The following is a 13,957-nucleotide window of genomic DNA, read 5'->3' as shown; positions in this document are numbered from 1 at the left end:
CCGGGAAGTTTCACGTGAAACGCCCTTCGGTGGTCGGCGACCAGGGCAGATCGAGGACCTCCAGCTCGTCTCCGGTGCGCGCCCCACCAGGCGGAACGACGGCGAGGGCGTGCGCGGCCGCGATGCCCCGAAGCATGGCCGGACCGTTGTAGTGCAGCGGTACGAGCCTGTCGCCACGACGCACCACGGGCACCAGCCGGGTGTCACACGGATGACCATGCACCTCGTCCCGTAGGGACGCGTGATACGGGGCCGGGGTTGCCCGCCCGGACCTCTCGCGCAGCAGTGGCTCGGCGAGTGTGAGCAGCCCCGAGACGGCAGCGAGCGGATTCCCCGGCAGTCCCACCAGATGCCGGCCGGGCGCGAGCCTGGCCAGCAGCATCGGATGCCCGGGGCGCACGGCGACACCGTCGACCAGTAGCTCGGCGCCCGCCTTGCGGAGCACCGGATGGACATGATCGACGGGCCCGGCCGCCGTGCCGCCCGTGGTGACGACGAGGTCGGCCTCGGAGTTCGTGACGGCCCGGTGCAGCGCGTCGGCATCGTCACCGATCCGTCGGGTGGCGACAACGTCGGCGCCGAGCACCCTCAGCCAGGGACCGATCATCGGCCCGAGGGCATCTCGGATCAGACCGTCTTGAGGCAGCCCTTCCGTGAGCAGTTCATCGCCCAGTACGAGCACTTCGACGCTCGGTCGCACGACCGTGTGCAACGCGTCGTAGCCGGCGGCCGCGGCGAGTCCGAGCACGGCGGGGGTCACCAGCGTTCCGGCGGGGAGGAGTTGGTCGCCGGAGCGGCACTCCTGGCCGCGCGGTCTGATGTCCTGACCGTGGGTCACTTGGCGCTGCGCGTGGAGGTGGCCGCTGTCGTCGGTGCGGGAGTGCTCACTGCGGATGACGGCGGTGGCGCCGGGCGGGATCCGGGCGCCGGTGGCAATCCGTACGGCCGTGCCGTCGGCGAGCGGCTCCGGCTCGCCGTGTCCGGCGAGGATGCCGCTGTCGCTGCTCTCCACGGTCCAGGGGCCGGGTCCGGCGACCGCCCAGCCGTCCATGGCGGAGGTGTCGAAGGACGGCAGATCGGTGAGCGCGGCGAGCGGCGCGGCAAGCACACCTCCGAGCGCACGGTCGAGGGGATCGCGGCGAGTACGGAGCGCGGTGGCACGGCCGGCACGCGCGGCGAGCGCACGGGCCTCGCCCCAGGGCGCGGCACGGTGCCGTTCGGCGGGCGGGCGTCCCTGACCGGCTGCCGACGGGTTGTCTCCGCGGCCGCCGGCCCTGGGGCCCGATGACCGTCCCGGCTGCCGCCCCACCAGGGCGAGCGCGTCCTCGACGCCGTCGTCAGCGTCAGCGGCAGCGGCACCTGAGGGCGTCGCGGCGGCTGCTGCGCGACCGTTGTCCACCGGACCCGTACCGGCCTCTGCGCGACCGTTGTCTGCCGGACCCGTACCGGCTTCTGCGCGACCGTTGTCTGCCGGACCCGTACCGGCTTCTGCGGCACCGCCCGGCACGTCGAGTCCGCCGCCGTGCCCGGCAGGGCCCGAACGGTCGAGTGTGTCGCCGTGTCCGGCAGCACCCGAAGCGTCCGGTCCGTGGCCCCGCACGGCAGCACCCGAAGCGTCCGGTCCGTGGCCCCGCACGGCAGCACCCGGAGCGTCGAGTCCACGGTCCCACGTTGACATCAGGTGTCGGCCTCGTCGTTCGGGCCCGGGTCGGCGGGCCCTTCGGCCTTCCCCTGCCCACCGCCGGCGGTCTCGTCGGCCTCTGCGGCCCACCGCGCGGCGAGTGCCGCGGCCTTGCGGGCCGCCTCGGCCACGGCCTGGGCACCGTCGCCGCCCGCCTTGGCCGCCGCATAGCCGACCAGGAAGGTGGTGAGCGGCGCGGCGGGCCGGGCTACACCGTGGGCGGCGTCCCGGGCCAGGTCGAGCAGCACGCCGGTGTCGACGTCGAGCTCGATGCCGAGTTCGTCCTTGACTGCGGTGATCCATTCGTCCAGCACGTTTCCATGCTCCCTGATACGCGCCCGGGCTGCGGCGATGTCCTCCCAGGTGTCGCAGTCGAAGGCGGCCAAGGGCTCCGCGGGGATCCGGTCGAGGTCGAGCTCCTGCGTGAGCAGCCGCAGCGGCAGCCCCGCGAGGCTGCCGTACTCGGCGGCGATCAGGGCCATCTCCCGACGCAGCGGCTCGGCCCGGTAGGCCGCGACGAGCGGCTGGTCGCGGCCCTCGGCATCGGTGAGCAGCGCAGCCTCCTGCCCGCCCGCGCCCAGCGTGTCGAGCAGCTGTCGCACCGTCCCCTCGCCGAGAAAGGGAAGGTCGGCGGAGAGTACGAGAACGGTGGGCGCCGACGTCTGCCGCAGCCCGGCGTCCAGCGCGGCGAGCGGCCCACCGCCGGACGGGGTCTCCCGCGCCCAGAGGACCGGGCGCGCGGTGGCCCGCCGGCCGCCGACCACAACGGTGCGGCCGGCGCCGCGGCACACCGTGAGCACCCGGTCGAGCAGCGCCCGGCCGCCGACGCTCACCCCAGGCTTGTCCGCCCCGCCGAGGCGCTTGGCAGCACCTCCGGCGAGCACGATCGCGTCGTACTCCGCATCCGCAGTCACTCCAGAAGTATGGGCCGCGATCACCCGTACGGAACCGGTGGGGAACCGGCAGGAGCTACAGCGTGCGCAACAGCACAGCGGGACTCTCGACGCAGTCGGCCACGTACCGGAGGAAACCGCCCGCCGTGCCGCCGTCGCACACCCGGTGGTCGAAGGTGAGCGAGAGCTGCACGACCTGCCGGACCGCCAGCTCGCCCTCATGCACCCAGGGCTTCGGCACGATACGGCCGACCCCGAGCATCGCCGCCTCCGGGTGGTTGATGATCGGCGTGGACCCGTCGACGCCGAACACCCCGTAGTTGTTCAGGGTGAACGTGCCGCCGGTGAGGTCCGCGGGTGTGAGGCTGCCCTGCCGGGCCTTGTCGGTCAGCCGCGCGAACTCCTCGGTGAGCGACTCGGCCGTGCGGCTGTGGGCGTCCCGGACCACGGGAACGACCAGGCCGCGGTCGGTCTGGGCCGCGAAGCCGAGATGCACCTCCGGCAGGCGCACGATCTCCTTGGCGTCCAGGTCCACCGTGGAGTTGAGCTCGGGATAGCGGGCGAGCGCGGCCGTGCAGATACGGGCCAGCAGCGCGAGGAGCGAGATCTTCGGCCCGCCGGCGGCGTTCATCGCCCGGCGCGCGGTCATGAGCTCGGTCGCGTCGGCGTCCACCCAGCAGGTCGCGTCCGGTATCTCGCGCCGGCTGCGGGACAGCTTCTCGGCGACGGCCCCGCGCACCCCGCGCAGCGGGATCCGCTCGGCGCCTGCCGTAACGGGCACTGCGGCGGGCGCCGAAGCGGACACGACCGGCTGCGGCGCGACCGGCTGCGGCCCGGCGGCGGAGGCAAGGGCCCGGACCGCGTGCTCCACATCGGCCCGCAGGATCAGTCCGTCGGGCCCCGACCCCTTCAGCTCGCGAAGATCGACGCCGTTCTCCCTGGCCAGCCGCCGCACCAGTGGCGAAATCACCGCCACGGGCCCTTCGGCGGCACGCCCGGTCGGCTGAGCGACGGAAGCACTCCACACCGCACCACCGCGCGGCGCATCAGGCGCCGGGCTCTCCACAGCGCTGTCCCAGGCGGGCTCATGGCCCGCGAAGGCGGCCGTGTCCGACGACGTCGCCCCGGGCCGCGGGTCCGCGCCGGCCGCGCCGGGTGACGGGGCGGTCGCCCCGTTCGCCGCGCCCACAGGGCCTGCGGCGCCGGGCGCGGCGCCCGACAGCGCGGACGGCCGGATCCGACGGCGGCGCGCCGCCGGGGCACCCGTGCCGTACCCGACGAGCACATTGCCGGACGACTCTTCCCCGGCCGCCCCGGCCGCCCCGGACGTCGACGACGTCGTCCCGGAGGGCCCGGGCACCGGCTCCGCCGGACCCACCGCGACGGTGAGCAGGGGAGCCCCGACGGGCAGCTCCGTGCCCTCTTCACCGAAGCGCGCGGTCACCACGCCCGCGTAGGGACAGGGCACCTCCACCATCGCCTTGGCCGTCTCGACCTCGACGACCGGCTGGTCGATCGCGACGACATCGCCCACGGCGACCAGCCACCGCACGATCTCCGCCTCGGTGAGGCCTTCACCGAGGTCCGGCAGCTTGAATTCGAGCACCTGGGCCATCAGCTCTCCGCCTCCCACTGCAGCCGCGCCACGGCGTCCAGTACCCGGTCCACACCCGGCAGATGGTGACGCTCCAACATCGGCGGCGGATACGGGATGTCGAAGCCGGCAACTCTCAGCACCGGCGCCTCCAGGTGGTGGAAGCAGCGCTCGGTGACCCTGGCGGCTATCTCCCCGCCCGGCCCGCCGAACCCGGTCGACTCATGGACGACGACCGCCCGGCCGGTGCGCCGCACCGACGCGCACACCGTCTCGTCGTCGAAGGGCACGAGCGAACGCAGATCGACGACTTCAAGGTCCCAGCCCTCGGCCTGCGCGGCCTCGGCGGCCTCCAGACAGACCGGCACGGACGGCCCGTACGTAATGAGCGTGGCACTGCGCCCCGGGCGCCGCACCACCGCGCGTCCTATCGGCTCCACGGCGGCCGGAGCTTCCGGCGACCAGTCGGCCTTCGACCAGTACAGCCGCTTCGGCTCCAGGAAGATGACGGGGTCGTCGGAGGCGATCGCGGCCCGCAGCAGCCCGTACGCGTCCTCGACCGTGGCCGGCGCCACGACATGGAGCCCCGGAGTCGCGATGTAGTACGCCTCGGAGGAGTCGCTGTGATGCTCGACTCCGCCGATGCCGCCGCCGTACGGCACGCGCACGGTGATCGGCAGCGGCATCGCGCCGCGCGTGCGGTTCCGCATCCGGGCGACATGGCTGATCAGCTGCTCGAAGGCGGGGTAGGCGAAGGCGTCGAACTGCATCTCGACGACGGGGCGCAACCCGTACATCGCCATGCCGATGGCCGTCCCGAGGATCCCCGCCTCGGCCAGCGGTGTGTCCGTACAGCGGTCCTCGCCGAACTCCTTGGCGAGACCGTCCGTGACCCGGAAAACGCCGCCGAGCGTGCCGACGTCCTCGCCCATGACGTGGACGGACGGGTCCTCGGCCATCGCGTCGCGCATCGCGCGCTGCAGGGCCTGCGCCATCGTGGCGGGCTTGGACGGCCTGACGGTTGCCGTGCTCATCGTGCGTCACCCTCCGCGCCGTGGCCGCCGTGGGCACCCTCGGCGTCCAGTTCGGCGCGCAACTGTGCCGCCTGCTCACGCAGTTGGGTGGTCTGCTCGGCGTAGACATGCGCGAACAGGTCCATCGGGTCGAGCACCGGATCCGCGTTCATCCGCTCCCTCAGCTGTGCGGCCATCGTCTCGGCGGCCTCACCGGCCGCCCGTACGGTGTCCTCGTCGAGCAGCCCGCGCCCGGTCAGCTCCTGCTCCAGCAGCCGGATCGGGTCGTGCTCGCGCCAGGCCTCGACCTCGTTGTCGCCCCGGTACCGGGTGGCGTCATCGGCGTTGGTGTGCGCGTCGATGCGGTAGGTGATGGCCTCGACGAGGGTCGGGCCGCCGCCTCGCCGCGCCCGCGCGACCGCCTCGGTGAGCACCTCGTGCACCGCCATCGCGTCGTTCCCGTCCACGAGACGCCCGGGCATTCCGTAGCCGACCGCCTTGTGCGCGAGCGAGGGCGCTGCGGTCTGCTTGGCGAGCGGGACGGAGATCGCGAAGCCGTTGTTCTGTACGAGGAAGACGACCGGGGCCTGCCATACGGCGGCGAAATTGAGCGCCTCGTGGAAGTCGCCCTCGCTGGTGCCACCGTCGCCGACCATGGCGAGCGCGACGACGTCGTCGCCCTTGAGACGCGCGGCGTGCGCCAGGCCCACGGCGTGCGGCAGCTGGGTGGCGAGCGGCGTGCAGAGCGGCGCTATGCGGTGCTCGCGCGGGTCGTAGCCGGTGTGCCAGTCGCCGCGCAGCAGCGTCAGTGCCTGGACGGGGTCGAGGCCGCGGGCCACGGCCGCGAGAGTGTCCCGGTAGCTGGGGAAGAGCCAGTCGCGCTCCTCCAGGGCGAGCGCGGCAGCGACCTCGCACGCCTCCTGGCCGGTGCTCGACGGGTAGACGGCGAGCCTGCCCTGCTTGGTCAGTGCGGTCGCCTGCGCGTTGTACCTGCGGCCGCGGACCAGCTCCGCGTACAGCCGCAGAAGCAGCTCGGGGTCGGCCCCGGCCGCGGCGTCGGTACCGAGGACCCGGTACGGCTCCGGGTCGGGGAGCAGCGGCGCAGGGTCGGTGCGCGGCTTCCAGGCAGGGGGCGGGGTGGGCCTGTAGGCCGCACCCGGCCGCTCCTGGACCGTCATGCTGCTCTTCTTCAACGCGAGCACCTCCTCGTGGGAGCGGGCATAAGGACCCATGAAGGGCGCGGAGTGTGAGGCGCCTCACCTACCGATTGTTCGGTCGTGGGCGCATTTTGGCTACAGGCACCTTCAGCCTGTGGACAAACGGTTCTCCACAGCCTGGGATAGGAACAGGTCGTCCATCTCAGAGAGGCGGGGGGACGTGACAGCTGAACAAATGGCCGATGACGGGGACCGCACCGGGTACGAAGCCGTGCCCGGGGCCGGGCACGGCCCCCCGCCACGGGCACTGGACGCGATCGACCGCGACATCCTCCGCATCCTTCAGACGGACGGTCGCGCCTCGATACGCTCCGTGGCCGAGCGGGTGCATGTCTCGCGCGCCAACGCGTACGCCCGGATCAACCGGCTCATCGACGACGGAGTGATCCGCGGCTTCAGCGCCCGTGTGAATCACGAGCGCGCCGGGCACGGCGCCTCGGCGTACATCACGCTCAAGATCGTGCAGAACTCCTGGCGGACGGTGCGCGAACAGCTTCAGGCGCTGCCTGGGGCCGCCCACATCGCCCTGGTCAGCGGCGATTTCGACGTCCTGCTGCTGGTCCACACGCCGGACAACCGCACACTGCGCGAACTCGTCCTGACCAAGCTCCAGTCGATCCCCGAGGTGCTCTCCACACGCACGCTGCTGGTCTTCGAGGAGACGGACCTGGACCCGGATCCGACCCGCTGAGCGGGTCGGCCGGGTCCGGGTACGGATATGGGCACGAGGTCAGGAGCCGGTGCGACGCCCGACTCAGGGCCGGCGCGGAGCCCGTCTCAGTGGCTGGTTCGCAGCCCGTCTCAGTGGGCGGTGCGGAGCCCGTCGAAGGCGAGCCGTACGACCGCGTCGGCGACCTGGTCCCGGTCGTATCCACTGCCGGCCTGCGGCCGGTACCACTCCACCAGGGAGTTGACCATGCCGAAGAGCAGCCGGGTCGCGAGCCGCATGTCCATGTCGGCGCGAAGATCGCCTTCCGCGGCGGCGGCCTTGAGCAGATCGGCGACGCGGTGGTCGAACTCCCGGCGTCGCTCCATGGCCCAGCGCTCGGTCCGGGTGTTGCCCCGTACCCGCAGCAACAGCGTCACGTAAGGCAGCTCGGCCATCAGCACCTCGACGGTGCGGCGGGTCACGTACTCGACCCGCTCCATGGCCCGCCCACGCACCGCGCCCGGCTCGTCGAGAATCCCGAAGAGCCCGTCGAGCGCCCGGCTGACCGCGCGCCGCAGCAGCTCCTCCTTGCCCGCCACATGGTGGTATATCGACGACTTGGAGATCCCTGCGGCCTTGGAGAGGTGCTCCATGGAGGTGCCGTCGTAGCCGCGGTCATTGAAGACCTGGACGGCGACGGACAGCAGCGTCTCGGGGGTGTACGTGTCGCGCTTGGCGGTCGTCATGGGACCTACTCGCCCTTCATCTCGACGTACGTCTGGCGGTAGAGCCCCAGGGACGGCGCATAGCGGCCGGTGGGCACGCGCGCGTGGAGTTCGTCGAGCAGTTCGTGCGCCCAGGCGCGGCCAAGCCTGCGGCCCCACTCGACCGGGCCGATCGGGTAGTTGACGCCGAGCCGCATCGCCGTGTCGATGTCCTCGGCGGACGCGACACCCCTGGCGACGGCGTCGGCCGCCACGTCCACCAGCATCGCGACCGTACGCGCGACGATCATGCCCGGTACGTCGCCGATGACGCTGACGCTCTTGCCGAGAGCCTGGAACAGGCCGATCGACTGCCGGAGCGTCTCCCACTCGGTGACCTCTGACGCGGACAGCGCGATCCGGGTCGCCGCCCGGTAGTCGAGCGCCAGGTCGAAGTAGACGACATCGCGGAACTCGGCGGACGTCTGACCGTCGGCGAGCACCAGCTGCCCGCCGCTCGGCAGCAGGATGCGGGTCCCCCGGTCTTCCTCCTCCTCACGCACGGTGATGCCGGCCTCGCGGCACATCGCGAGCAGCTCCCCGGCCGGGCCCAGGTCGCCCTCGACGGTGATGTGCGAGGGCGGCTCGGTCGCCGGAGCGGTGTGCGGCTCGGGACGCTCGGCCCCGTCCTCGTACGAGAACCAGCCCCGGCCCGACTTGCGGCCGAGGCGGCCCGACTCCACCAGGCGGCGCTGGGCGAGGGACGGCGTGAACTTCGCGCTCTGGAAGAACGACTCCCACACGGAGCGGGTGACCGCCTCGTTGACGTCCTGGCCGATCAGGTCGGTCAGCTCGAACGCGCCCATCTTGAAGCCGCCGCACTCGCGCAGGACCGCATCGATGGTGGCAGGGTCGGCGCCGCGCTCCTCGTAGACGGCGAAGGCCTCCGCGTAGAAGGGCCTGGCTATGCGGTTGACGATGAATCCCGGGGTGTCGGTGCAGCGCACCGGGGTCTTCCCCCAGGCCTTCGCCGTCGCGTACGTGCGCGTGGCCACGTCCGCGTCGGTGGCGAAGCCACTGACGACCTCGACCAGGGGGAGTAGCGGGGCGGGATTGAAGAAGTGCAGTCCGACGAATCGGCCGGGCCGGCGCAGGGCGCCCGCGATGGCGGTGACGGAGAGCGAGGAGGTGTTGGTGGCGAGGATGCAGTCGTCGGCGACGATGTTCTCCAGTGCGCCGAAGAGCTCCTGCTTGACGGGGAGCTGTTCAACGATCGCCTCGATGACGAGCGCACTGTCGGCGAGCTGCGCGAGGTCGGTCGTCCGCTCCAGCCGGAGCGCCGCCGCGCCGCGCGCGTCCTCGGCCAGCCGCCCCTTTGCAACCAGCCGCTCCAGTCGGGCGAGGATCGCACCGGCGGCGGCTTCCACCTGGTCGGGAACGACGTCGTAGAGGCGCACACGATGGCCGGCGAGCAGCGCGACCTGCGCGATGCCCTGGCCCATGGTCCCGGCGCCGACGACGGCGACGGTACGGCTCGGCGCGATGGCGTTGGTGCCGCTGGTGCCGGTGGTGGCATCGGTGACGGTCATGACTGTGATCCTCCCCTACGACTTGTCCACAGGTTCCGCGGACCCCCCTTGTCCCGACCGATCGTTCGGTTACTCTAACTCTGTCCGCGTTCCCCTGCCCAGCTCATCGAGGAGTTGGTCTTTCATGCAGCTGACCGAGACCCACCGGCCGACGCTCGACCAGGCCCTCGAAGCGATCCGCTCGCGGGCGTACTGGTCTCCGCATCCTGAGCATCCGAAGGCGTACGGCGAGGGGGGCTCCCAGAGCGCCTCCGACGGCCTCGCGGCGTACCAGGCCCTGCTCGGCACCCGTTTCGAGCTCGACCAGCCCGGCACCGACGGCTGGACCGGCGGCGAAGTGTCGCCGTACGGCCCGGCGCTCGGCATCGAGTATCCGCACCCGGACATCGACGTCCTGCTGCCCGCGATGCGCGCGGGCATGGCGGCCTGGCGCGAGGCGGGCCCCGAGACCCGTGCCCTGGTCTGCCTGGAGATCCTGTCGCGGATCAGCGCGCGCACGCACGAGTTCGCGCATGCTGTCATGCACACGAGCGGCCAGGCCTTCATGATGGCGTTCCAGGCGGGCGGCCCGCACGCCCAGGACCGCGGCCTGGAGGCGGTGGCGTACGCCTACGAGGAGCAGACGCGCACCCCGCAGGCGGCCGACTGGTCCAAGCCCCAGGGCAAGCGCGACCCCCTGGAACTGCGGAAGGTCTTCACCGCCGCGCCGCGCGGCATCTCGCTCCTGATCGGCTGCAACACGTTCCCGACGTGGAACGGGTACCCGGGCCTGTTCGCCTCTCTGGCCACCGGCAACCCGGTCCTGGTCAAGCCGCACCCTCGCGCGGTCCTGCCCCTGGCACTGACAGTGCGGGTCGCGCGCGAGGTGCTCGGCGAGGCGGGCTTCGATCCCAACCTGGTGGCACTGGCCGTCGAGCGCCCGGGTGAAGGCATCGCGAAGACCCTCGCCGTCCGTCCCGAGATCAAGATCATCGACTACACGGGCTCCACCGCCTTCGGAGACTGGCTGGAGGCCAACGCCCGCCAGGCGCAGGTCTACACCGAGAAGGCCGGTGTCAACACGGTGGTGGTCGACTCCACCGACAACTACAAGGGGATGCTGGCCAACCTGGCCTTCTCTCTCTCCCTGTACAGCGGCCAGATGTGCACCACCCCGCAGAATCTGCTGATCCCGCGCGACGGCATCGCCACGGACGACGGCCATAAGTCGTACGACGAGGTGGTCGCCGACCTCGCCGCCTCGGTGGGCGGCCTGCTCGGCGACGACGCCAGGGCGAACGCGCTCCTGGGCGCCCTGGTCAACCCCGATGTGAAGGCCCGGCTGGAGGAGGCGGCCGGTCTGGGCGAGGTGGCCCTGCCCTCACGCGAGGTCGTCAACCCGGAGTTCCCGGACGCCGTGGTGCGCACGCCGTTGATCGTGAAGCTGGACGGCGCCAAGCCCGACGACGAGGCGTCGTACATGTCGGAGTGCTTCGGCCCGGTGTCGTTCGCGGTCGCGGTCGACTCGACGGCCGACGCGGTGGAGCTGCTGCGCCGCACGGTGCGCGACAAGGGCGCGATGACCGTCGGCGCCTACACGACCTCGGCGGACACCGAGCGGGCGGTCGAGGAGGTCTGCCTGGAGGAGTCCGCGCAGCTCTCGCTGAACCTGACGGGCGGGGTCTATGTGAACCAGACGGCGGCCTTCTCGGACTTCCACGGTTCCGGCGGCAACCCGGCGGCGAACGCAGCGCTGTGTGACGGCGCCTTCGTCTCGAACCGCTTCCGTGTGGTGGAGGTCCGCCGCCAGGCATGACCCCGCGGGCCGCGCCTGTTCCTCGAAGATCGCCCGGACAGGGCCTAGGCCCCTGCGCCCGCAGGGGACGCCGAAGCGCGGGGTTCCGGGGCGAAGCCCCCGGACATGAGGGCGCTCGGGGCAAGGGAGAGAATCCCAGCCCGGGACGCCGCAGGATGTACCGCAGGAGTTACAGCGTCGGCGGCACGTCCGCGTAACGCTGCACCCACGCGTGCATCGCGATCGCGGCGGCCGCCCCCGCGTTGATCGAGCGGGTCGAGCCGAACTGGGCGATCGAGCACACCATCGAGGCGTGCTCGCGCGCCTCTTCGGTCAGCCCGGGGCCCTCCTGCCCGAAGAGGAGCAGACACCGCCTGGGCAGCACGGTCCGCTCCAGCGGTACGGCGCCCGGCAGATTGTCGATCCCGATGATCGGCAGCTGCTCGGCTTCCGCCCAGGCGGTCAGCGACTCCGTGTCCGGGTGGTGGCGTACATGCTGGTACCGGTCGGTGACCATCGCACCGCGCCGGTTCCAGCGCCGCCGCCCCACGATGTGGATCTCCTTCGCCAGGAAGGCGTTGGCCGTCCGGACGACGGAGCCGATGTTGAAGTCGTGGCCCCAGTTCTCCACGGCCACATGGAAGTCATGCCGCCGGGTGTCCAGATCGGCGACGATCGCCTCCCGCGTCCAGTACCGGTACCGGTCGACGACATTGCGCCGGTCCCCGTCGGCGAGCAGCTCGGGGTCGTAGTGGCCGCCCTCCGGCCAGGGGCGCGGATGGGGGCCGACGCCGATCTCGGGGCTGTAGCCGTCGTCGTACTGAACGGGTTCCTGGGTCACGCTGCTCACCCGACGAGGGTACGGGTGTCCTGGTCCTCGGGCGCGCCGCGCTGCTCGGGGACGTGTACCGGACGTGAGAGCACGCGGTCCCGGCCCTGTGCCACCCAGCCCCCGAGCCGGCGCAGGAAGGAGGTCGGCAGGAAGACCGAGTCGGCGGCGATCATCGCGAGCGAGAAGAACGGCAGACCGAGCAGCAGGGCGATTCCGGCGTGCTCCAGCATCATCGCCACCAGCAGGACGTTCTTGACCTTCCGGTTGAACAGCGTGAACGGGAAGGCGACCTGCACGATGACCGTGCCGTACGTCAGCACCATGACGATCAGGCCGCTGGCACCCAGGATGTCGGAGAGCGCGGGCCATGGCGTGAAGTAGTCGAGCTTGAGCGGGTAGTACAGGGCGCTGCCGTCCTGCCAGCGCGAGCCCTGGATCTTGTACCAGCCGGCCGTGGCGTAGATCAGACAGACCTCGACCATGATCACCACGAGCGCGGCATTGTGGATGAGGTTGGCGAGGACGTCGAGCAGCCTTCGCGGCTCGCTCTGCGGCGTGTGACGAGTGACCGCCCACCAGACACCTTGGAAGACCCACACCCCCCAGAGCAGGAGGGGAATCCAGCGTTCGCTGCCGAGCCGGTCCAGGACCGTCCCCACGACGAGAAGTACGCCGAGGCCCGACCACAGCACCGGCCCCGCCCAGTCCCGTGCCGCACCGCGCGCCGAGCGCCGGGAGTCCAGGGACCACACCTGACCACAGCGGGTGAAGACCAGATAGATCGCCATCAGATGGATCACGTTGTCGCCGCCGTCGCCCATGAAGATGGACCGGTTCTGCAGCGACAGCACACCGACCATGAACAGGACCGACATGGCGCGGGTGCGCCAGCCGAGCATCAGCAGCGCGCTGGAGAGCACGGCGACGGCGTACACGGCCTCGAACCAGACCACGCTGTCGGACCACATCAGCGCGGTGAAGGCGTGGTTGCCGGCGATCAGCTGCTGAGCCATGTCCCAGCCCCACGGGCCCTCGGGTCCGTAGAGCTCCCGTCGGTGGGGGAACTCGCGCAGCAGGAAGAACAGCCAGGTGGCGGAGAAGCCGATGCGTACGACGGCGCTCTGGTACGGGCCGAGGGCTGTCGATGTCACGCGCTGGATGGCACCTGCCAGCCTGCGGTCGAGGGTCTGGGTCACTTGCCCGCCTCCGTACTGCCGGTGCCTGCCGCCGTGCTGTTCCGCGCGCCGAGTGGCAGGTCCGCGGAGGTCACCGTCCACCAGGGGAGCACCCGGTAGAACGGCCGGGTGTCCGTCTTCTCCTCGCTCCACACCGGTGCGTGCACGGAGCGCGTGGCGGAGCGGAGCTGGATGCGCTCGACGCGGCCGCCGAGGCCGTGATTCTCCAGGCGCAGCATCACGATGCGGCGGATGTATCGCTCGGAGAGCTGACCACGCAGGCCGTTGGGCTTGTTGTCGTCGGTGTGCGAGTTGGCGTAGAAGTCCCAGCCGCGGCGCAGCTCGTTCTGGTTGACATGGCTGGGGAGGAGATTGCCGCGGATCGCCTCGCCGTCCTCGGCCGAGAGGTCGATCCATTTGGTGGTCCTGCGGCCGCCGTCATCGCCGGCGACCTCGGCGCGCACCTGCACGGCGATGTTCTGCTGCAGCGGGTTGGGGGCGAAGAGCTTCCAGTTCTGCTCGAACTCGGGGTAGATCCATCCGTCGACGAACTTGCCGTGCTGCTTGGTCACGGTGTTCGAGGGCGCGACGTGCAGAAAGACCATGGCCAGGTGGATGCAGGCGAGGACTCCGACGAGCGCGAGGGCGACCGCGGCCACCACCTGGTAGGGGAGGGAGAGGCTCTCTATTCCGCTGCTGGCACGCGCCTCGTCCGCCCCGGTAGTCCCGCCAGTCCCGCCCGTTTCGCGTATCTCTCCGGACCCGGCAGCCGAAGCCGCCTCGACGCGCTTGGCGCCCTCGTCGTCGTACGAGTCCATCCCGCCCCGATCCCCATT

General features: G+C 71.5%; 12 protein-coding genes. 2 read left to right on the top strand and 10 right to left on the bottom strand.

The genetic code is table 11. The features are described from left to right. Positions 1-10: 10 nt before the first annotated feature. From ACZ6ZQ_RS10975 to pdhA, 5 genes are read right to left on the bottom strand one after another with little or no spacing between them, the layout of a single operon-like run. Entirely contained in the window at positions 11-1,678 is a 1,668-nt protein-coding gene (locus ACZ6ZQ_RS10975; protein ID WP_469768209.1) for a molybdopterin molybdotransferase MoeA, read from the bottom strand. After that, positions 1,678-2,595 (bottom strand): NTP transferase domain-containing protein, encoded by a 918-nt coding sequence (locus ACZ6ZQ_RS10970; protein ID WP_469768208.1) that lies wholly within the window; start codon positions 2,593-2,595, stop codon positions 1,678-1,680. The genes ACZ6ZQ_RS10975 and ACZ6ZQ_RS10970 overlap by 1 nt, the downstream gene beginning before the upstream one ends. Positions 2,596-2,650: 55 nt before the next feature. Next, entirely contained in the window at positions 2,651-4,189 is a 1,539-nt protein-coding gene (locus tag ACZ6ZQ_RS10965; protein WP_469768207.1) for a dihydrolipoamide acetyltransferase family protein, read from the bottom strand. Then, positions 4,189-5,202, bottom strand: a complete 1,014-nt coding sequence (locus ACZ6ZQ_RS10960) for an alpha-ketoacid dehydrogenase subunit beta (RefSeq protein WP_469768206.1) — start codon at positions 5,200-5,202, stop codon at positions 4,189-4,191. The genes ACZ6ZQ_RS10965 and ACZ6ZQ_RS10960 overlap by 1 nt, the downstream gene beginning before the upstream one ends. Further along, positions 5,199-6,359, bottom strand: a complete 1,161-nt coding sequence (gene pdhA / locus ACZ6ZQ_RS10955; protein WP_469768277.1) for a pyruvate dehydrogenase (acetyl-transferring) E1 component subunit alpha — start codon at positions 6,357-6,359, stop codon at positions 5,199-5,201. Before pdhA ends, ACZ6ZQ_RS10960 begins: the two co-directional genes overlap by 4 nt. Before the next feature lie 214 nt (positions 6,360-6,573). Between pdhA and ACZ6ZQ_RS10950 the strand changes: the two genes are divergently transcribed. Next, positions 6,574-7,089 (top strand): Lrp/AsnC family transcriptional regulator, encoded by a 516-nt coding sequence (locus tag ACZ6ZQ_RS10950; RefSeq protein WP_469768276.1) that lies wholly within the window; start codon positions 6,574-6,576, stop codon positions 7,087-7,089. A 110-nt stretch (positions 7,090-7,199) separates the two neighbouring features. On the opposite strand, the gene ACZ6ZQ_RS10945 is transcribed toward ACZ6ZQ_RS10950, so the two are convergent. Both ACZ6ZQ_RS10945 and ACZ6ZQ_RS10940 read right to left on the bottom strand, forming a co-directional pair. Beyond that, positions 7,200-7,793, bottom strand: coding sequence for a TetR/AcrR family transcriptional regulator (locus tag ACZ6ZQ_RS10945; RefSeq protein ID WP_469768205.1), 594 nt, complete (start codon positions 7,791-7,793; stop codon positions 7,200-7,202). Between the two features lie 5 nt (positions 7,794-7,798). Further along, positions 7,799-9,340: a 3-hydroxyacyl-CoA dehydrogenase gene (locus ACZ6ZQ_RS10940; protein WP_469768204.1), complete on the bottom strand. Its 1,542-nt coding sequence runs from the start codon at positions 9,338-9,340 to the stop codon at positions 7,799-7,801. 124 nt (positions 9,341-9,464) lie between these two features. Here ACZ6ZQ_RS10940 and paaN point away from each other — a divergent pair, with 124 nt between their 5' ends. Continuing rightward, positions 9,465-11,135, top strand: a complete 1,671-nt coding sequence (paaN, locus tag ACZ6ZQ_RS10935) for a phenylacetic acid degradation protein PaaN (protein ID WP_469768203.1) — start codon at positions 9,465-9,467, stop codon at positions 11,133-11,135. Between the two features lie 169 nt (positions 11,136-11,304). Here paaN and ACZ6ZQ_RS10930 read toward each other — a convergent pair whose 3' ends face one another. Genes ACZ6ZQ_RS10930 through ACZ6ZQ_RS10920 form a run of 3 tightly spaced genes read right to left on the bottom strand, consistent with a single transcriptional unit; the run spans position 11,305 to position 13,939 of the window. Further along, the gene (locus ACZ6ZQ_RS10930; RefSeq protein ID WP_469768202.1) at positions 11,305-11,964 is read right to left on the bottom strand and encodes a TrmH family RNA methyltransferase; all 660 of its coding nucleotides are present in this window, start codon (positions 11,962-11,964) and stop codon (positions 11,305-11,307) included. Further along, positions 11,961-13,142 (bottom strand): HTTM domain-containing protein, encoded by a 1,182-nt coding sequence (locus ACZ6ZQ_RS10925; protein ID WP_469768201.1) that lies wholly within the window; start codon positions 13,140-13,142, stop codon positions 11,961-11,963. The genes ACZ6ZQ_RS10930 and ACZ6ZQ_RS10925 overlap by 4 nt, the downstream gene beginning before the upstream one ends. Further along, entirely contained in the window at positions 13,139-13,939 is an 801-nt protein-coding gene (locus ACZ6ZQ_RS10920; RefSeq protein WP_469768200.1) for a DUF5819 family protein, read from the bottom strand. Before ACZ6ZQ_RS10920 ends, ACZ6ZQ_RS10925 begins: the two co-directional genes overlap by 4 nt. Positions 13,940-13,957: the final 18 nt, after the last annotated feature.

The organism is Streptomyces sp. NPDC053673, assembly GCF_055585225.1.
Note: the sequence above shows the minus strand (reverse complement) of the source record. Positions and strands in the feature narration are given on the sequence as shown.